This window comes from Thermicanus aegyptius DSM 12793, assembly GCF_000510645.1.
Taxonomy (GTDB): Bacteria; Bacillota; Bacilli; order Thermicanales; family Thermicanaceae; genus Thermicanus; species Thermicanus aegyptius.
The window spans coordinates 1,886,610-1,904,742 of record NZ_KI783301.1; the positions used below are offsets into that span (position 1 = coordinate 1,886,610).

General features: G+C 51.5%; 19 protein-coding genes and 1 riboswitch. Of the genes, 9 read left to right on the forward strand and 10 right to left on the reverse strand.

The window, feature by feature from the left end:
* Positions 1-173 precede the first annotated feature (173 nt).
* The 5 genes from THEAE_RS0110010 to THEAE_RS0110030 form a co-directional block, all read right to left on the reverse strand.
* Complete coding sequence (locus THEAE_RS0110010; protein WP_156920595.1) at positions 174-377, reverse strand: hypothetical protein; 204 nt, start codon at positions 375-377, stop codon at positions 174-176.
* A gap of 76 nt (positions 378-453) precedes the next feature.
* Positions 454-1,074: a BofC C-terminal domain-containing protein gene (locus THEAE_RS22040; RefSeq protein ID WP_052329909.1), complete on the reverse strand. Its 621-nt coding sequence runs from the start codon at positions 1,072-1,074 to the stop codon at positions 454-456.
* A gap of 186 nt (positions 1,075-1,260) precedes the next feature.
* Positions 1,261-2,178 (reverse strand): hypothetical protein, encoded by a 918-nt coding sequence (locus THEAE_RS0110020; RefSeq protein ID WP_028987357.1) that lies wholly within the window; start codon positions 2,176-2,178, stop codon positions 1,261-1,263.
* Positions 2,165-3,190: a DNA methyltransferase gene (locus THEAE_RS0110025; RefSeq protein ID WP_211233497.1), complete on the reverse strand. Its 1,026-nt coding sequence runs from the start codon at positions 3,188-3,190 to the stop codon at positions 2,165-2,167. Before THEAE_RS0110025 ends, THEAE_RS0110020 begins: the two co-directional genes overlap by 14 nt.
* A gap of 201 nt (positions 3,191-3,391) precedes the next feature.
* Positions 3,392-4,681 carry an MFS transporter gene (locus tag THEAE_RS0110030; RefSeq protein ID WP_028987359.1) on the reverse strand — a complete coding sequence of 430 codons (1,290 nt, stop codon included), beginning with the start codon at positions 4,679-4,681 and terminating at the stop codon, positions 3,392-3,394.
* A 328-nt stretch (positions 4,682-5,009) separates the two neighbouring features.
* On the opposite strand from THEAE_RS0110030, the gene THEAE_RS0110040 reads away from it, so the two are divergent.
* The 3 genes from THEAE_RS0110040 (at position 5,010) to THEAE_RS0110050 (ending at position 7,077) form a co-directional block, all read left to right on the forward strand.
* Positions 5,010-6,356 (forward strand): MFS transporter, encoded by a 1,347-nt coding sequence (locus THEAE_RS0110040; protein WP_039944419.1) that lies wholly within the window; start codon positions 5,010-5,012, stop codon positions 6,354-6,356.
* Between the two features lie 216 nt (positions 6,357-6,572).
* On the forward strand, positions 6,573-6,845 hold the full coding sequence (locus tag THEAE_RS0110045; RefSeq protein WP_028987362.1) for a type II toxin-antitoxin system Phd/YefM family antitoxin: 273 nt from the start codon (positions 6,573-6,575) through the stop codon (positions 6,843-6,845).
* Positions 6,814-7,077 carry a type II toxin-antitoxin system RelE family toxin gene (locus tag THEAE_RS0110050; protein ID WP_028987363.1) on the forward strand — a complete coding sequence of 88 codons (264 nt, stop codon included), beginning with the start codon at positions 6,814-6,816 and terminating at the stop codon, positions 7,075-7,077. The genes THEAE_RS0110045 and THEAE_RS0110050 overlap by 32 nt, the downstream gene beginning before the upstream one ends.
* A 66-nt stretch (positions 7,078-7,143) precedes the next feature.
* Here THEAE_RS0110050 and THEAE_RS0110055 read toward each other — a convergent pair whose 3' ends face one another.
* Genes THEAE_RS0110055 through THEAE_RS0110065 form a run of 3 tightly spaced genes read right to left on the reverse strand, consistent with a single transcriptional unit; the run spans position 7,144 to position 10,187 of the window.
* Positions 7,144-8,100: an ABC transporter permease gene (locus THEAE_RS0110055; protein WP_005583935.1), complete on the reverse strand. Its 957-nt coding sequence runs from the start codon at positions 8,098-8,100 to the stop codon at positions 7,144-7,146.
* Positions 8,101-9,036 carry an ABC transporter ATP-binding protein gene (locus tag THEAE_RS0110060; protein ID WP_028987364.1) on the reverse strand — a complete coding sequence of 312 codons (936 nt, stop codon included), beginning with the start codon at positions 9,034-9,036 and terminating at the stop codon, positions 8,101-8,103.
* A gap of 2 nt (positions 9,037-9,038) precedes the next feature.
* On the reverse strand, positions 9,039-10,187 hold the full coding sequence (locus tag THEAE_RS0110065) for a COG1470 family protein (RefSeq protein ID WP_028987365.1): 1,149 nt from the start codon (positions 10,185-10,187) through the stop codon (positions 9,039-9,041).
* Positions 10,188-10,360: 173 nt separating this feature from the next.
* Between THEAE_RS0110065 and THEAE_RS0110070 the strand changes: the two genes are divergently transcribed.
* The 5 genes from THEAE_RS0110070 to THEAE_RS0110095 all read left to right on the forward strand — a co-directional run bounded on the left by THEAE_RS0110070 (position 10,361) and on the right by THEAE_RS0110095 (position 14,651).
* The gene (locus THEAE_RS0110070; protein WP_052329911.1) at positions 10,361-10,969 is read left to right on the forward strand and encodes an RNA polymerase sigma factor; all 609 of its coding nucleotides are present in this window, start codon (positions 10,361-10,363) and stop codon (positions 10,967-10,969) included.
* A complete protein-coding gene (locus THEAE_RS0110075; protein ID WP_028987367.1) occupies positions 10,953-11,777 on the forward strand; it encodes an anti-sigma factor in 825 nt (274 codons plus the stop codon). The genes THEAE_RS0110070 and THEAE_RS0110075 overlap by 17 nt, the downstream gene beginning before the upstream one ends.
* A gap of 77 nt (positions 11,778-11,854) precedes the next feature.
* Positions 11,855-11,971: riboswitch (SAM riboswitch) on the forward strand.
* A gap of 142 nt (positions 11,972-12,113) precedes the next feature.
* Positions 12,114-12,923: a MetQ/NlpA family ABC transporter substrate-binding protein gene (locus tag THEAE_RS0110085; RefSeq protein WP_028987368.1), complete on the forward strand. Its 810-nt coding sequence runs from the start codon at positions 12,114-12,116 to the stop codon at positions 12,921-12,923.
* A gap of 41 nt (positions 12,924-12,964) precedes the next feature.
* Positions 12,965-14,005 (forward strand): methionine ABC transporter ATP-binding protein, encoded by a 1,041-nt coding sequence (locus THEAE_RS0110090; protein ID WP_028987369.1) that lies wholly within the window; start codon positions 12,965-12,967, stop codon positions 14,003-14,005.
* Positions 13,977-14,651, forward strand: a complete 675-nt coding sequence (locus THEAE_RS0110095) for a methionine ABC transporter permease (protein ID WP_028987370.1) — start codon at positions 13,977-13,979, stop codon at positions 14,649-14,651. Before THEAE_RS0110090 ends, THEAE_RS0110095 begins: the two co-directional genes overlap by 29 nt.
* Here the strand turns inward: THEAE_RS0110095 and THEAE_RS0110100 are convergent.
* Both THEAE_RS0110100 and THEAE_RS0110105 read right to left on the reverse strand, forming a co-directional pair.
* Positions 14,648-15,400: a YebC/PmpR family DNA-binding transcriptional regulator gene (locus THEAE_RS0110100; protein WP_005583946.1), complete on the reverse strand. Its 753-nt coding sequence runs from the start codon at positions 15,398-15,400 to the stop codon at positions 14,648-14,650. The genes THEAE_RS0110095 and THEAE_RS0110100 overlap by 4 nt on opposite strands.
* A 322-nt stretch (positions 15,401-15,722) precedes the next feature.
* The gene (locus THEAE_RS0110105; RefSeq protein ID WP_005583947.1) at positions 15,723-16,001 is read right to left on the reverse strand and encodes a hypothetical protein; all 279 of its coding nucleotides are present in this window, start codon (positions 15,999-16,001) and stop codon (positions 15,723-15,725) included.
* Positions 16,002-16,604: 603 nt separating this feature from the next.
* Between THEAE_RS0110105 and THEAE_RS20645 the strand changes: the two genes are divergently transcribed.
* Positions 16,605-17,975 carry an N-acetylmuramoyl-L-alanine amidase gene (locus tag THEAE_RS20645; protein WP_052329913.1) on the forward strand — a complete coding sequence of 457 codons (1,371 nt, stop codon included), beginning with the start codon at positions 16,605-16,607 and terminating at the stop codon, positions 17,973-17,975.
* Positions 17,976-18,133 lie beyond the last annotated feature (158 nt).

The window sequence follows — 18,133 nt, forward strand, 5'->3', positions numbered from 1 at the left end:
AAGTGCAGGCTTAACATTAATGCTATCATAGGGATGAGGTCGAATCGTTTAAAATCTGCTTTATCTAAATAAAATATTCTTTAATTTTCGCATAATATAAAAAGAACCATGCCTTCTTCGGCATGGTCCTTATTTGGTGTAGGGTGAGTCCACCCCAAATCCTCTATTGGAGATTAAAATTCTTCGTCTTCTAAATCGAAGGCATCGGTCGCCGCATTGTTTGCGGTGCCGGCGGTCCTGCCGGCACCGCGGGCCAAGGCCTCAGCCGCATCTCCCGCCGCATCTGCGGCATTCTGGGCCGCCTCAGATGCTGTTTCCACCGTATCCTTTGCCGCATCGGCCGCATTCTCATTGGCGAAACGATCTTTTTCTGCCATCTCCATTCTCCTTTCTCTTTCTTATAGTGGTCGTTTACAGGTTTATTGTTCCAATGATCCTGCCGAATTATACACCTTAATTTTCCACAGGGTCCGTCTCGTTCCGATAGAGGGCATACTCGCCATAGGTGGATAGGATGCTGTTAAATTCAGCCAGAGAGTGAACCGGGATTCCTTGACGCAAGAGTTTTACTTCCTCCTGGGGAAGGCTGGATTCCATTCGTTTTACGTCGATCCGGAAGAAGGTTTCGATCACCTGTGGATCGATCTCCGAACCCGTATAGAGCATCAACATGCCGTCTTTGGTTAGTCCCAATTTTCCCCTTTCCTTGATAAAGGGGGAGAGATCTTCCACTCTTTTTTCCACGATGTAGCGTTCCCTTACCGCTCCGTAAGGTGTTAGGTTCCCATATTGTTTCTTCAGATTCTCCAATTCGGAATAGGGGAGCTTCTTCACCTCTTCTTCCACCGGGCCCACTTCATAGATGGTTCGAAAGATCACCTCCGCCATATTCGGGGCTAACGCGGCGGTAATCTCCTCCCCTCGTTTACCCCCTCCCTTGGACGGGGTGAGGGAAGAAAACTCCCGGTTAAAGAGAACGGAAAGGGCGAGGAGGAAGAAAAGGAGGGAGGCAAGGAGTTGGGCCGGCCGTTTCACCCGAAGCTTTCGTAAAAGGCGTTTGAGCCAGCTGGACATCATATCCCTTCTTTCTGGTAGCCTAATGTTACGATTAGTCTGCCCCAAAAAAAAGGAACTATTCGCCAAATCCGCGTTAAATTATTTAGGCATTAAACCTACCGTATATAAAATGGGTTTTTTACGCTAACATTAAGAAAAAAGAAAAATCTCGCCGTGAAAGGCGAGAAAAACTGACACCTTTATTTATTCAAATTCAATTAACCTCCGCAAATGGTCCAAGATCGTATGAATAACTTCTATTTTGCCGTTAGTCCTAATCTCCGCTTTCTGCGATATCTGTCGCTCAAAACGTTCAAATTCAAGTCCTATTTCCTCCTGTGTCCTCCCTTCGCTAAACATCTTTACAAAGCGTAACCAATGACCAATCTCAATCCCAGAAATACGCTCACCATATATATTCTTTTTGTATTCATCCATAATTCCCGTTCTTGCAATACGCCCAAAATTATTTCCACTATCTGATACCGGTTTATCGTTAATCGCGTCGCTCTTCCGCGGATAGGGGTGAACATTTTCTGGAATGATGATTCTCGTATCACCCCTCGTTTCGCGAGATCGCTGCCAATAATAATTGCGCCATTCTGCCAAAAACCTTGCATTCTCCACAAACGGCTTGAGCAATTTCGGTCGTCCGGAAATAACTTGGGATAAAATCCATGGCACAATCACCACCAAATCTTGAAGCGCGCATGCGTCCTTGGTGGCACGGAAGCGAAAGTTAGGTTCCTTTTCCTTCGCTAAAAGATACCAGCTCTTCAGTTCAATACCAAGAATGGGTGAATTGTTCTCACCGCCGGGTTTCGAAAGAAGAATATCTGGAAACGTCTGCGCTTGGCGTATGAATGCATACTCGGAGTATTTATCTTCAGGGTCCCAAACCGACCGCATTTGATTTAAGTTATCCACCAATTGTTGTTCGATTGTCGCACCCACAGCTGAAGATAACGTTGAAAGATCCGTAAGATCAACACCTTCAATATATGTGTCCGTACGAAATTGATAGGGAAGGTTGTAAATGGCTTCCTTAGCGTTGACCCACAACTTGTAATGTTCCCACTCAGAAGATGGTTCCTCGCGAAACGGAGGTTTAAGAACGTTCATCGGTTTTCAACCTTTCAACCGCTATTTCAAAGTATTCGCGGTTTATTTCCGCCCCATAATGTATTCGTGCCAAACGATGTGACGCCACAGCTTCGGTTCCCACACCCCCAAACGGTGCCCACACGACATCCCCGGGGTCAGAACTTACTCGAATGATCCGTTCAGCCAGCTTAAGTGGTTTCTGGTTGGCATGTAACGCTTTATTTGTTCGTCCTGGAACTTTAATGCGTTCTCGCCCCCGAACGGTGGGTTCATCCCAAACGTTCGTAATACCAGGCTCGCAATAAAATTTGGCGCGCATCATAGCCCATTCTCTTGCGGTCAGGGGACGCTTACCGTCAAGGGAGAAATAGGGACGCCCGCTAGGATCGCCGTGCTGATTGGCATAAGAGACAAGGCGTTCAAAAGCTTCAGGTGGCGGATAATACCAAAGATGGTCCTTTGTTAAATATTTTCTGGTTGCCGCACTCTTCGTACCAGTCGCTTCATTTGTCTTCGATAAGGGAAGTCCGCTACGTTCCCATTCGTAACGCAACCATTCCTGCATGTTCATTAGCAGGTTGCCTACACGGAATTCTGCTTTCCGGACATATTGAACGCAAACCTCTGTCACGATGGGAAATTGACGAAGGGTCTTCGTATTGGAATTTCCGGCCACATGCCCAATACCCTTATTCCAAATATGGCAATTCACGAAAGACCATCCGTATTTCTGAAGTAACCCGTGGATATTTGCCCACCCATGTTCAGAATTCCAAAACCAAAGAGTTGTCAAGGGAGTGGCCGCCTTGGACCAGGCCGCTATATGCGGTTCATACCAGTCCACCAAGGCGTCTGGTGTTGGCGGATCACCAGGAAAACCTGACACGCCGTAAGGGCCATCCGAGATAATCACCGTCGGTCTCGGCCATTGATCATACCAGTTTAATGCATCGCCAAAAAAAATATGGACCTCGTCCCGCACAAACATATGCCCTTCGTTGTCTGATGAGGAGAAAGCTGGGTTTATCATATTCGTCACCCCTTATTCCGGCTCGTAATACTCCGCCGGAGGTTCAAACCACGTGGCTTTTTCGGGCATCCATGCGAAGTGGTGATCCCGGATCATACCGTTCGGATTGTACGGATAGAAAATATGTCTTCGTACCAACAGTATAACATAGATCAATAAGTGAAAACAAGAGTTCGCATCCATCAAATGTTGGTCAACCGTTCACACGGTCTCCGTGGAAGCATCCGCCGTTTGCAGAGCTTGCTCCCCCCTTTTTGCGTAGCGGGGCAGGGTGAGGGCATAGAGAACGGCGACGATCAGGATGGCCCCGCCCACCATGAGGAAGAGGCTCTCAACGGAGATCCATTTCGGGTAGATGAGGGCGATCAGCCCCAAGGTGGCGGTCTGGGCCAGCATCATGAGCGGACTGATCCACCCCTCCACCCTCCCCATCATCTTCGGGTCTACAATTTGGGGCAACCAGCCCCCCAGGGCCACATTAATGGGGGCGATGAAGATGGAGGCGAGGGTCAGAACCGCCAGATAAATCGCCAGGGTGGGAGCGTATCCCCCGACCACGGTGAGTATTCCGGTGACGAAAAGGCCCATGATCAGGAGCCGGTATAATTTCATCTTGTTCGCCAACATGGGAGAAAAGATGCTGCCGATGAGAATACCTAGGCCGAACAGGATACCGTTTAAGACCGAGGTGGCTTCGTACCCTGCGGGGTCCAGCTTATATTTCAACATGTACATCATCATCACAGCGAAGCCTCCGTTGACGATCCCAAAGAGAAAGAAGCCAAGAATGAGAAAGAAAAGAAGCCGATTTCCCAGGATGTAGGTGAAGCCTTCCCCGAAATCTTTCAGGATCATGGCAGGGTGGATCTGTTTCCAGGAGATTTTTCCGTTGGGCAAGCGAACGCTTTCGGAAAAACGGTTCATCCGGATCAGGAGGGCGGAGACGATATAACTAATGGCGTCGATGAGGATGGCCCCTTCCACCCCGATCCAGACGAAGGCGAGAAGGCCCAATCCTGAGCCGAACAGCATGAAGATGCTCTGCACCATCTGGTTCAAGCCTGCGGACATGGTGTACTCTTCCTTGGTCAGGATTCCCTGCACCAGAGCGGCTTCCGCCGGGAAGAAGAACTTATTCACCGCGCTTCGGAGGAAGAGAAGGGCGAAGATGAGGGGCATCCAGCCGGTCATTACCGCACCCAGCAAGAGAAGGGTAAGTGCCGCACTGATCCAGTTGGAATAGATGGTGATCTTCTGCCGGTCCATCCGGTCGGCCGCCACGCCGACGAGGAAGAAGACGGCCAACGTGGGCATGGAATACATCATCTCCGTAATGGCGGTATAGGCCGGCATATGAGCATACCGCTTCAGGAGAAAAAAGGTAAAGGCGGTCATGCCGATGACGGATCCCAGATTGGAGGTAAAGGAGGCGAGAAATAATTTAAGAAATGCCCGGTTTCTAAAGATGGATAAGATGGAGGCACTTGCCATTTGCTCTCCCTGCTTTCATCGAATTTATCTGCGTAAATTTTACCATTTTACAGAGAGAGGAAATCCGTCGCGAGACCTATTTCCCCTCCTGCGAGAGGAGGGATTTTTAACAAGACGTTTTATTTCTCTTAAAAATGTTAAATTTTCGTAAAGATGTATTCTTCGCCATAAAAGTATGGTACATCTAAGGAGGAAGGGCTTCTCTCCGAAGGATGCCGTACCGGAAAGCCTGCGGATATGATCCCTTGGCGGGATGCCCCCCATCGAAGTTATGATCGCCTGATCAGAAATCATTCGAAGAAAATTGCTGCCGGAAAGGAGAGCTTTCATGAACACCCCGTCGATGATCGAACGTCATGAAAAACCGCCCCGGACAGGGTTCGCCCTCTTCTTCGCCTTTCCCATCTTCGCCTGGGCCCTGTACGATGCGGCCAATACCATTTTCTCTTCCAACATCGTCACCATATTCTTCCCCTTTTACATGACGGAGGTCGTGGGGGGGAATGAAGAGCTCAATCAGTTGGCCAGTACCTTCATCAGTTACACCAACGCCGTCGCCAGTTTCTTTCTCGTCCTCTTCTCCCCCCTCTTCGGCGTCTGGATGGACCGCACCGGGAAAAAGATGGCTTATCTCCTGCCCTTCACCCTGATCACCATCATCAGCACCTTTTTGATGGGGGTGGCCGCGTTGTACCGGTTGCCCGGTTCCCTCTTCGGCCTTCCCCTTTCCGTCGCTCTGGTCCTCCTCTTCTTCATGATTGCCAAGTTCTTTTATAACTCCAGCCTTGTCTTTTATGACACCACCATTTCCGATCTGGGGAATCCAAAGGAGATTCCCCTCATCTCCGGCTGGGGGGTGGCCATCGGTTATGTGGGGACCTTGATCGGCCTTCTCGTCTATCCCCTGGCCAAAGATCATTCCGCCCTCGCCTTTATCCCCAGTGCCCTCCTCTTTCTCCTGCTCTCCCTTCCCTTCTTCCTAAGTTATAAGGATAAACCCTCCGAGGAGAAGAAGGATGCCAAGATTCCCTGGGTGAAGGGGTACCGGGAGATCCTTACCACCTTTCGGGAGATGAGGAATTACCGGGGAATCTTCACCTTCATGTTGGCCTATTTCTTCTTTAACGACGCCATCGCCACCGCCATCGCCATGATGGCCGTCTACGCCAAAGCGGTGGTCCATTTTTCGAGCAGCCAATTTATTTTCCTCTATCTGGTCTCCACCATATCGAGCATCGTCGGCTCTTTCCTATTCGGCTTCATCGCGCGGAAGACCGGGGCGAAAATGGCGGTGGTGAGCGTGGCCGTCCTCCTGGTGGTCGCCCTGGCGATGGCCACCTTTGCCGTAAGCAAGGCGATGTTCTGGGTGGCCGGCAGTCTCTACGGGGTCGCCATGGGGTCCATGTGGGTCACCTCCCGCACCCTGATCGTGGAGCTCTCCCCTCCGGAGAAGCGGGGGGAATTTTTCGGTCTCTTTGCGTTTTCCGGCAAACTATCCGCCATCGTTGGCCCCGCCCTTTACGGCACCGTCACCCTGCTCCTCAAGGATTTGGGGAATGTGGCCAGCCGAACCGCACTCGGTTCCCTCATGATCATGGTTTTTATCGGACTCGTCGTCATGTTCTTCGTCAGGACAAATCCCTCCAAGGCGGAGAGGCATTCCACCTCTGTATAGCACGAAATAGAGATGGGACATATGGCACCAATATCTCCAGCCGTGGACTCCGTTCCGCCCTTTTATAACACAAAAAAGAATAGGTCTTCTTCAATCTCTTAACGATTACGGTTGAAAACAAGATCGGGAAGCTCTCAAAAGAGGGCTTTTTCTTTTTTTAAACCTATTGATCAATTTACTTAAATCACATAAAATATTCAATAGGAGGGATGAACCATGAAGAGACTCAGCGCGACCGATCTCCGACGTCGTTTCGGCGAAGTGATAGAAGATGCGAAGCTTGAACCGGTATTGATTGAAAAAGGCGGACGGCCTGTGGTCGTCGTATTATCATATGAAGATTATCAACGATTACAGGATCTAGAAGATGAATGGTGGGGAGAACAAGCGCGAAAGGCGGCAGCTGAAGGATTTTTAAGCGCGGAAGAGACGGAGGCCTGGTTAAAGGAGAAGATCCATGAAACTGATTCTGAGCCGAGCGGCACGTGATTACCTCGAATCCCTCCCATCCAAACCTTTTCGCCAAATCGTTACCGCTATTTTTCGCCTTCTATCCGAACCCTACCCTCATGATGCGAAGCACTTCAAAGGCTATCCATATTTCCGCATCGACGTGGGGGAATTTCGGGTGGTTTATGAGGTAAAAAACGAGGAAGTTCGGATCTTGATCATCGGCAAAAGGAATGACGATGAGGTGTACCGCCTTTTGAAGCGACACTGATGGAGAGCCAACGCCTCTATGTAATGAAAACCCGCCTCCAGCCCGGAGACGGGTTCTTCTTCGTGATCAGGAGCGCACCTCCTGCCGCATAAAGAGGAGGAAGGAGACCGCAAAGAGAAGGACGGAGAGGGCGATCAGGCCCACCACATGGGGCCAGATGAGGAGCAGGCTCTGGGTGAGGGGTAGGGGGCTCGGGATGGTGCCGTATACTTGCTCCATGGTGAGAGGGCCCAAGCTCCTCACCCCAGGGGTGAGCAACGTAGTGGTCGCCTCGGTAAAAAGCTGGCTGGGGGATAGGCGGGATAAAAACTGGTACCAATAGATCTGGTTAAGCACCGCCTGCGGATCGGCATTTTGATCGGGTGTGCCCCCCGCCAACAGATCGATGATCATCCCGTAAAAGAGGGTGAAGAAGAGCCAGATGGCCATCCCTGCCATCACCGAGGTGGCCGCCTGCCGGAAAAGGATAGAGAAGAGAATGGATAGGGTGAGCCAAAAGGCGATGTAGACGACGGTGACCATGAGAAAGGAAAGGACCCGCAAAAATTCCTCGGCGGAAGGCGGTATGCCGAAGAGCAGGATGCCCAGTCCCGTCACCAGGATGCCCATGGCAAAGAAGAAGACGGCCAAAAGGATCAACGCTCCCACCCATTTTCCCAAAATGATGTCATCCCGGTAGAGGGGTTGGGAGAGGAGGCGGATGAGGGTGCCTTTGTTCCGCTCCGAATTGATGGCGTCAAAGCCCATGCCGATCCCCAGAAGGGGTCCCAGGAAACCGACGAAGGTGATAAACGAGGGTAAGGTTCCATTGGAGACGGTAAAGATCTTTAGGAAGAGATCGTCGGGAAGGATGGTATTGCTCTTCGGCACCGCATCCCGGATGGAAAGCCCCGCCGTGTAGAGGGAAGCGATGGTTGTCAAAAGGATGAGGAGGAGGAGGATATTGAACCGCCAGCTTAAGATATGGTCGGCCATCTCCTTCTTGACGATGACCCAAAAGGGCCGGTTTTTCGTTCCTTCCATTTACTGCACCCCCTCAAAATAGCGGTGGTAGATTTCATCCAACCCAAACTCTTTTTGTTGGAAATGGCGAATCGTCTTTCCGGTCGAAAGAAGATAGGATAAGATCTTCCCCCCCGACTTCCGCCCGCAGCGAATCTCAAGCCGCTCCCCTTCCCGTTCCACCTGGGTTACGCCCTCCACCTTCCTGATGGCTTCAAGGATCTCCTCCTCCACTTGGTCGATCTCCACTTCCAAGAGGGAGTCTTCCTCCGGGAAGAGCTGCCGGGAGAGCTCTTCGACGGTGCCCAGGGCGATAAGGCGTCCCCGGACGAAGAGGCCGACCCGGTCGCAGATTCTCTGCACCTGGTGCAGGTGATGGGAAGAGAGGAGGACGGTAATCCCCTCTTCTTTGCTTAACGTTTGAATTAAGGCGAGAAAATCCCGCACCCCTTCCGGGTCTATTCCCAGGGTGGGCTCATCCAGGATGATCAGCTCCGGTTGTTTCATGAGGACATCGGCCAATCCTAACCGCTGCCGCATCCCCCGGGAGTAGGTGCCCGCCTTCTTTCCCTGGGCTTCCGTCAGTCCCACCCGCGTGAGGAGATTATTGGCCCGTCTCTCCCCTTCGTCTCGGGAGAGGCCGTTCAGCTCGGCGGTGAAAAGGAGATTCTCCAGACCGGTCATCTCTTCATAAAAGCCGACGTTGTCCGGGAGGTATCCCACCCTCCTTTTTACTTCCAAAGGTTCCCGGGTGGCGTTGTATCCCAATACATGGGCCGTTCCTTCCGTCGGTTCCACGAGCCCGAGAAGCATCAGGATCGTGGTTGATTTGCCGGCACCGTTGGGCCCCAAGAAGCCGAAGATCTCCCCTTTCTTTAAGGAAAGGTCCAGGTGGTCGACGGCGGTAAATTCCCCATATCGCTTGGTTAATCCCTCCAGCTGAATAACGTTCTCCATCCTTACCTCCTCCCGTACTTCCGGATCACCCAGTAGAGTCCGGCCAGGATGAGGAGGATGAGGAAGATGCCCACCCACCCCCACAGGAGAGAGGTTTTTACCGCCACCCGGAAATCGGCCCGTGAGGAGATCTCCGGCGCCTGGGCGGTGATGCTCACGGCGTAGTCTCCGGCAATCGCTTTCTTATCGGCCTTGATGGTGGCCGTCACCTCTTTCGACTCACCGGCGGCGAGCTGGTCGATCTTCTCCGGAGAGAAGGTGACTTCCCAATTGATGGGAGTATCCGGCTGGAAGGTGATGTTTTTAAGCGGCGCCGATCCGGAATTGGTCACCTGCAGGGTAAGGCTCCTCGTCCCTCCTGCCGTAATATCCGTGCTTAAAAGCCCGGAGGGGGTGGAGAGTTTCATGTCAAAGGTTCCGGTGACGACCGCCTCCAACTCCAGGGAAGCGGAGGTGCTCTTGGTGGTTGCCTTGACCGGGATCTTATAGCTGCCCGCCTTCACCTGGTCCGGCGGGTCCAATTGGACGGAGATGCTTTTGGTTGAGCCGGCCGCCACGCTCACCGAGGTAACATCTTTGCCATCGACGGAAAAGGTGGTGTTCCAACCTTCCGGTGCCGTCGCCGTGAGGGCGTAGAGCTGCTCGTCGGCCGTCCGGTTGCGGAGCGTTAATTCATATTGGAAGGTCGATTTGGAGTTTCCCTCCATGTTGGGTTGATCGGCGGTCAGCTCCGTCTTGTAGGTTCCCTCCTCGGTGACGGTAATGGCCAGGGGAAGTGAAGCGCCCTGATTGGTATCTACCAGAAAACGATAAGTTCCCTTGCTGATCTGTAGAGGCACATTCACCTGCAGGGAGAGAGTTTGCTGGTCTTTCGGCATGACGGAGATTTCATCCACCTTATATCCCCCCGCCGTCGCCTCATAATCCCAGTTGGCCGGCGGTTTCATGGTGAAACGGACCGTCTGGATCGCATCGGTGTTGTTCACCACCTGAATCGAGTAAGAGACCGATTCTCCAGGGGTGACGGAGAGGCTGGTATAGGGGGTATACAAGGTGATCGGGGCAGGGGCTGCTTTCAGGAGGGCCCCTCCTCCAAAGCTAAGAAAGAAGAGCAGGGCGATGAGCCCGGTGGCGAAGATTCGCCGCTTCATAAAAAGATCCCTCCTTTTATTCATCCAAATCTAAACTCAGTACGTAGTAAAGATAGAGATGGATTTATTCTTTCTTTGCATAAAATGGGATTTTTCTTGCACCGATTTTTTTGTATAGTAGAAGCGGGAGGTACTTTTCGCGGTGGATACGGAGGATAAAGGGAGGAAGTAGAATGATAGAACGTGAAGAATCCGGGCGGAATCCGGGAAGCCCCGATGAAGCGCTGGTGAAGGGGCTGAAGGAAGGCCGTCTATCATCCTTCCAGCAATTTTATGAAGAATATAGCCCTTTTCTCTATCAAATCTCCTTAAAGATGTTGCATGATCCCATGGAAGCGGAGGATCTGACCCACGATCTCTTTATCGAAGTGATGGAACGCATCCATCAATACGATCCGGAGCGGGGCAGTTTTCAAGCATGGCTGGCCGTCCTCTCCCGCAGCCGTTCCCTGGATCGCCTGCGCAAGAAAAAGCCCCTTTTGGTGGAGGATATCGGGGGGCTTTACCGATCCCAGGCGTCGGCGGAACGAACCGAGGAGAAGGCGATCCGCCGTCTGGAACAGGAAATGGCGGAAGAAGCCATCCACAGGTTGCCGGATTTGCAGCGGCAGGCGATCGAGCGTTTCTATTTTGGATCGAAGACACACCAGGAATTGGCCGAGGAGTTGGGACGACCTCTGGGCACGATTAAATCGCTGCTCCGTTACGGGCTAAAAAATGTCCGGAAGCAGCTGAGCCAGGTAGGCTGGCTGGAGGTGACGAGCGGTGAACCGAAACGGTAACACCTGCCTACAGCAGGAAGAGATGGTCGATTATGTGGTAGGCAAGCTTCCCCAGAAAGGGAGGATTCGGGTCGAACAGCATCTCACCCGCTGCCTTCAATGCCGCCGGCAGGTGGAAGGATGGCGAACTCTCCTCTACGCCCTTCCGGCCGCCCAAAGACCTCCGCGCCGCCTGAAACGGAGGCTCATCTTCTCCTTTCTTCTGCGAAAGGGGATATTTCGGAACGGCAGGAGATGGGTCACCCGCTTTTTCTCCTTTCCCTTGAGGCATAAACGTGCGGTTCTCTTTTCCTTTCTCCTCTTCTTCCTTGCCTCCGGGAGCCTCTTGCTCTGGCAAAACCGCCCGTCCTTCACCCCGATCACCCTGAAGGAGCCGCCTTACGTCTCGACCGTCCCACAGGGCGGCGGCAATTCGCCGTATACAACGGTATCCTCCCTTGGAAAGGAAGAAGCACCCTTTACTGCCGATTATCCTTTTATCTTTGATCCCCTGACGGTCCGCTATGACGTCATCTCCCTCCAGGATGAACAGGTGCATGGTTATGTATGGATCAACAGCAATTCTCAAGAGGTGCTCCTCATCATGGAGGAAGTCCTCCCTCTCGCGGAAAAGGATTACCAAGTCTGGATGAGGGAGAAGAGAAACGCTTCCAATCTGGGCCTCTTACAGATCGAAAAACGGGGGGCTCATCTCTATTACCAGGGAGAGGCTTCTCAACATGGAGAGGGCATGACGATCTCTTTGGAACCGAAAGGCGGGAGCCTCATCCCAACCGGTCCGGACCAGTATGTGGTCCATTTCCGCTAATCCGATTTTGCAAAATTTTGCTGTATTGACAAATCGACAAGATCTCTATATACTCTTCTCATCATCTGAATAGCACTTTCTTATCCAGAGTGGTGGAGGGACTGGCCCGATGAAACCCGGCAACCGTTCTTGGCGAAGCCAAGAAAAGGTGCCAATTCCTGCAAGGCGGAAAGACCTGTCTTGAGAGATAAGAAGGGACCGGCGTGAATCGTTCCCCCTCTTTCTCCGAGGGGGTTTTCTTTTGTCGCCTTCTCTCCAAGAAAGGAGCACCGGCGGGATGATGGATGGAACGCTTCGCTCATTCAGAAAAAGAGAAGAAAAGGAGTGGAATATTGCATGAAAAAAGGCCTCATTGTGATCCTTCTTACCTCCATCCTGGCGATCCTCGCAGGATGCGGAAGCCAAACCTCCGGAAAGGCGTTAAGCCCCGACAAGTTATTGGTAGGGGTAACGGCCGGCCCCCATGAGCAGATTATGGAAAAGGTAAAGGAAGTTGCGGCGAAGGATGGGCTGAATATTACCTTGAAGGTATTTAACGAATATGTGATGCCCAATGTGGCCCTGGCCGAAGGGGAATTGGATGTGAATATTTACCAACACAAGCCCTTCTTGGAGCAGATGAAAAAAGACCGGAATCTTGATCTCACCGATATTGCTCCCACCGTCAATTTCCCGATGGGCATCTATTCCAAAAAGGTGAAGGATGTGAAGGAGATCCCCGACGGCGGAAAGATTGGCCTCCCCAACGATCCGACCAATGGGGCACGGGCCCTCATCCTCTTCCAGCAGGCGGGTCTCATTAAGCTGAAGGATGGGGTCGGGGTGAAAGCGACGGTGAAAGATATCCAGGAGAATCCCCATAACTACCAATTCGTCGAATTGGAAGCTTCCCAGATTCCCCGCCAGTTGGACGAGCTGGATGCGGCGGCGATCAATACCAATTTTGCCATCGAACATGGGTACCTTCCCAGCCGGGATGCCATCGTGCTCGAACCGAAGGATTCTCCCTGGGTAAACGTGATCGTGGTTCGCACGGAGAACAAGGATGATCCGGTGCTTCAGAAATTGATTAAAGCGTACCATTCCGATGAGGTGAAGAAGTTTATCGAGGAGAAGTTCCAGGGGTCGGTCGTCCCTGCGTGGTAAACGAGCAGATGAGAGGAGAATGCCTGAAAGGGGTGAAGTGTATGATCCGATTGGAGAATCTCTCCAAAAGCTATGTGAGCAAGAATGGGAATGTGGAGGCATTAAAGGATGTATCTCTCCATGTGAAAAAGGGAGAGATTTTCGGGGTGATCGGTTACAGCGGAGCCGGAAAGAGCACGCTGATCCGCACCGTCAATCTCCTGGAGAAGCCTACAGCGGGCAAGGTTTATGTAAACGGGGTTGAGCTTACCTCCCTTCCCCCGCATGAATTGTTGAAAGCTCGTCGAAAGATCGGCATGATCTTTCAGGGATTTAACCTCCTGAAAACGGCGACGGTGGAGGAAAATCTGGCGATCCCGTTGAGATTGGCCGGCCTCCCCCAGGAGGAAGTAAGAGCCCGGGTGGACCGTTACCTTTCCGTGGTGGGCTTGGCGGAGAAGAAAAAAGCTTATCCGGCACAGCTTTCCGGCGGGCAGAAGCAGAGGGTCGCCATCGCCCGGGCCCTCTCCTTTGAACCCGAAGTTCTCTTAAGCGATGAAGCCACCAGCGCCCTAGATCCGGAGACCACCGAGGCCATTCTGGATCTTCTCTTGGAGATCAACCGAAACTTCGGAATCACCATCCTCCTGATCACCCACGAGATGCATGTGGTCCAAAAGGTGTGCGACCGGGTGGCGGTGCTGGAGGCGGGGAAGATCATCGAGGAGGGAAGCGTGGTGGAGCTTTTCACGCGTCCTAAGGAAAAGACGACACGCAAATTTGTGGAGAGTCTCTTCCAGGTTAACCCCTCGCCCCAGATTCTTGAGCAATTTTCATCCTATGGGATCCTGGCTACCCTCTCCTTCGTAGGGGGAACTTCGGGGGAACCGGCCCTCGCCAAGGTGAGCAAGCAATTTGCCGTCTATCCCAACATCTTGGCAGGCCACGTCACCACACTAAAGGACTTTCCGTTCGGAAAACTGCTGGTCCATTTTGAAGGAGAAGAAGAAGAAATCCGGAACGCCTTTCGCTTCTTAAAGGAAAGCGGCGTAGAGATCGAGGAGGGAAGAGCCCATGTTCGAAAGCTTGAGGCAATTTCTTGAGGATTGGGGGGGATCGATCTGGGAAGCGACGATCCAAACGTTTCAGATGGTAAGTATCTCTCTCCTGATCTCCATCCTGTTGGGATTACCGTTGGGCATTCTCCTGGTGTTGACCCGGCCTAGGAGAACCTACGCCAATCCCGTGTTGTATCAGTCCCTAAACGCGCTCATCAACGTGATCCGTTCTTTGCCTTTTATCATCCTGCTCTTCTTCATCCTCCCCTTTACGAAATGGGTCGTCGGGACGACGATCGGGGTTCAGGGAGTGATCGTCCCTCTGGTGGTTTATACCGCTCCCTACATCGCCCGCCTGATGGAAACCTCCCTCCTGGAGGTGGACCGTGGGGTTATCGAGGCGTATGAGGCGATGGGGATTCCCACGCGTTCCATCATCTGGCATGTGATGGTCCGAGAGGCACGCCCCTCCATCATATTAGGCCTTACGATCGCCACCATCACCTTGATCGGTGCCACGGCGATGGCGGGACTTGTGGGAGGCGGTGGATTGGGGGATCTCGCGTATCGCTTCGGATTTCAGCGCTATGAACCTCAGGTGATGTATGGAACGGTTCTCCTCCTCATCCTGATCGTCCAGGGACTGCAATCGCTGGGAAACCTCCTCTCCGCCCGCCTGAAGAAGGATTAATTTAACCTCTCCATCTCTTCGTCATCGATCTCAAAATTGGCGTAGACGTTCTGGACATCATCCGATTCTTCCAAGCGGTCGATCAGTTTCAAAACCTTCTCGGCCTCTTCCCCCGCCACCTTCACCGTGGTGGTGGGAACCATCGTTACTTCGGCGGAGGAGATGGGGATCCCGGCGTTCTCCAATCCCTCCCGAACTTTTTCCAATAGGTCCGGTTCCGTATAAACGGTAATCTCGTCTTCCTCTACCTCGACATCCTCCGCTCCCGCGTCAATGGCGGCCAGCATGACCGCTTCCTCATCCACCTCTTCTTCTTCGCGATCGATCAGGATCTGTCCTTTCCTTTGAAAGAGGAAAGAAACGCATCCGCTCTCTCCTAGATTCCCGCCGTGGCGGGAAAAGATATGCCGCATCTCCGCGGCGGTTCGGTTCCGGTTGTCCGTCAGGGTGTCGACCATGACGGCCACGCCGCCCGGGGCATATCCTTCATAGGTAATCTCCTCATAGGTGACCCCTTCGATCTCCCCGGTCGCTTTCTTGATCGTCCGCTCTATGTTATCGTTCGGCATATTTACCTCTTTTGCCTTCTGTATGGCTACTTTAAGGCGGAAGTTGGTATTGGGATCGCCCCCGCCGTTTCGGGCGGCCATGTAGATCTCTCTGGATATTTTGGTGAACGCATTTGCCTTGGCGGCATCCTGGCGCCCCTTGCGATGTTGTATATTTTTCCATTTTGAATGTCCTGACAATGGAGTCCTCTCCCTTCTAACCAATCGGAAGCTTTACGGTGTGCCATCCTTTAGTTTAGCAAAAAGAAAAAAGAGCGTCAAAGACCCGCTTTTAATACTCTACCAAGGAGAAGGGCCCTTTTCTATATCCGGGAATTATTTTTTATTCATTTTCTCATTCCCTCTGCCCACGAACATTTTACTCTAACATTTCGAGAATCAATGATTAGAAAATAACAACCTTATTCCCCTTTTGTAATTCCACCTGTAATTTTCCGTTTGAAACAAAAATATACTCTTCCGCTTGGAGTGTCGTCGTTTAAGAATAAGGGCCGGCCACATATCACGGGAGAGTGACCAGAATCAGAATTCCTGCCAAAAGATGGAACAACCATCCGATGAAAGGAATCCAAGATAAAAAAACAGCGATTAATCCCACGATTGATCCGTAGTAGTCATTCTTGTTATTAATCGTGATGACCAACGTTACAAGATGCAATACAAACATTACCACCGCAGGCAGAAACAAAAAACCGTAAATGATCGCAATGCCCAACACGGGAACCGCAAGGATCAATTCCAAGAGCCCCGTTACCATCTTGAGCGCTTTCTCTCCCTCCATACACTTCACCCCGCTAGGTCTTGATTTATATCCTCTGCTTTATCCTCCGCTTTTCACTATTCCGTTTAGAGAATGAAGAATTTTCATTTTCCTTAATGCTCATCTTATCACATTTTTATATTTTTAATCCGGTTTTTCGATTATACATTTACTTTGGCATTGGCAATTCTCAAGGAAGTTATTTCTCTTTCGGCTATCTGGAGCTTTTCAGCATCCCTGATGCCCAGCTAGTTGATAAGAACATCGGAATGAGGGTAGCTGTATTCATAATTGCTGTTCATGGCTATAGCTCCTGGCAGCCGTGTGCTTTTTAACGAGCTCAGTTATGGTTTTTTCAACCAGTTTATCATTCCCGACACACTGCATGAGGTTCCTTCGGCCGCGAGTCGGAAGGGAGAATCTAAAGGTTAGGGCTTATGTTTTGTTCCCTTCGATGGATAGATACTGATCGAGCAAATATTGAGTTTGACCGGTCCTCTTTCTATATTTTTTGGGATTTTGCCCACAAACATTTTACATAAAGATTAGAATAACCTTAAAACGTAGATCAACCGCAACTTCCCTTTCCATATTTCGTCTCAATTATGTGGGAGGGGAGTTTTTGTGACAAAGAAAAAGTTTATTCTACTTATGTGTCTCATCGTGTCGCTCTTCGGTTCAGGAACATACGCCGCGGCGGAAAAGGCGACACCCGTCCCGATCAAGGTGGTGATCGATCCGGGCCATGGCGGAAAGGATCCGGGAGCCATCGGTGTAAACGGCTTGCGGGAAAAAGATGTAAATCTGGACATCTCCTACCGCCTGCGGGATCTTCTCATCGCCCAGGGATATCGTGTGGTGATGACCCGGGAGGACGATCGGTTACTGGTCGATTATTCCCGCTCCACGGATCAGGACTTGGATCTTCAAGCCCGTGTCGATGTGGCCAAGCGGGAGAACGCCGATCTCTTCATCTCCATTCATGCCAATTTTTATCCGTACGGCAACAATGTCCAAGGCACCATGGTCCTCTATTTTGATCCGGCCAACTACAGCTCCGTTTACAAACCCTCAGCCGAAATGATTCAGTGGGCTCCGGAGAGCAAAAGGCTGGCCCAGCTCGTACTCCAATCGGTCACCTCAGAGGTGGGCACCAAGAATATGGGGATCATTCCCCGCAACGTTTATGTTGTTCGCATGGGAACCGTCCCCAGCATCCTGGTGGAAACGGCCTTCCTATCCAACTGGGAAGATGCGCAAAATTTGGCGGACCCAGGGTTTAGGCAAAGAATGGCGGAAGCCATCCGGGATGGAATTATTGCTTATCGCCCCTACCGTTATGTGGATATCGTAAATCACTGGGCGAAAGAGGAGATCTCCGCCCTATCGTTGGAAGGGATCGTGCAGGGGTACCGGGACGGGAAATTTCACCCTGATCAACAGCTTACCCGTGCGGAACTGGTTGCTCTCCTGGATCGGGCCACAGGTTTTGATGGTCTCGCCAGTGTAAATCCTATCTTCTCCTTTCCTGATGTGACTCCCGATTTTTGGGGCTATGATGCGATCATGAAAGCCAGCGAAAAGGGCGTCATCCAAGGGTATCCGGATGGAGGATTTCATCCCAATGATCCGGTGACCCGGGAAGAGATGTCCGCCATCATCTATCGCTATTTCGTCGCCGGAAAAGAGGGAAATGATCCCTCGAAGACGCCTCCCGCCGAGACGGCACCGTCCGTTTCCGACGATGTCTATCAAAAAAATCTCTCCACCTCACAACCCGCTCCGGATAAAAGCTCTGCCTCTACCGTTACGATCAGCGCTTTAGCTTTTCAAGACATTCCTTCCTCCAGTTGGGCCCTGGAAGCCATTCAATCTTTATATGAAGCCGGGATCGTGGAGGGGATGAGGCCGGGATTCTTCGGGTTCGGCCGACCTGTCACGAGGGCTGAAGCCGCAACGATTCTTTATCGTATTTTGCAGGAAAATCAATCCTAAGCCGATGATGGTTGAACGATCCATTTACTAGCTTGACCACGTTGTTCGCGAAATTCACGAACAGACAAACATAATAAAAATAAAGGGGCTGTCCAAAAAGTAGTCAGCTTACTTTTTGGCCCCCCTCCAAATACATCCATATGAACTCACCCAATTTG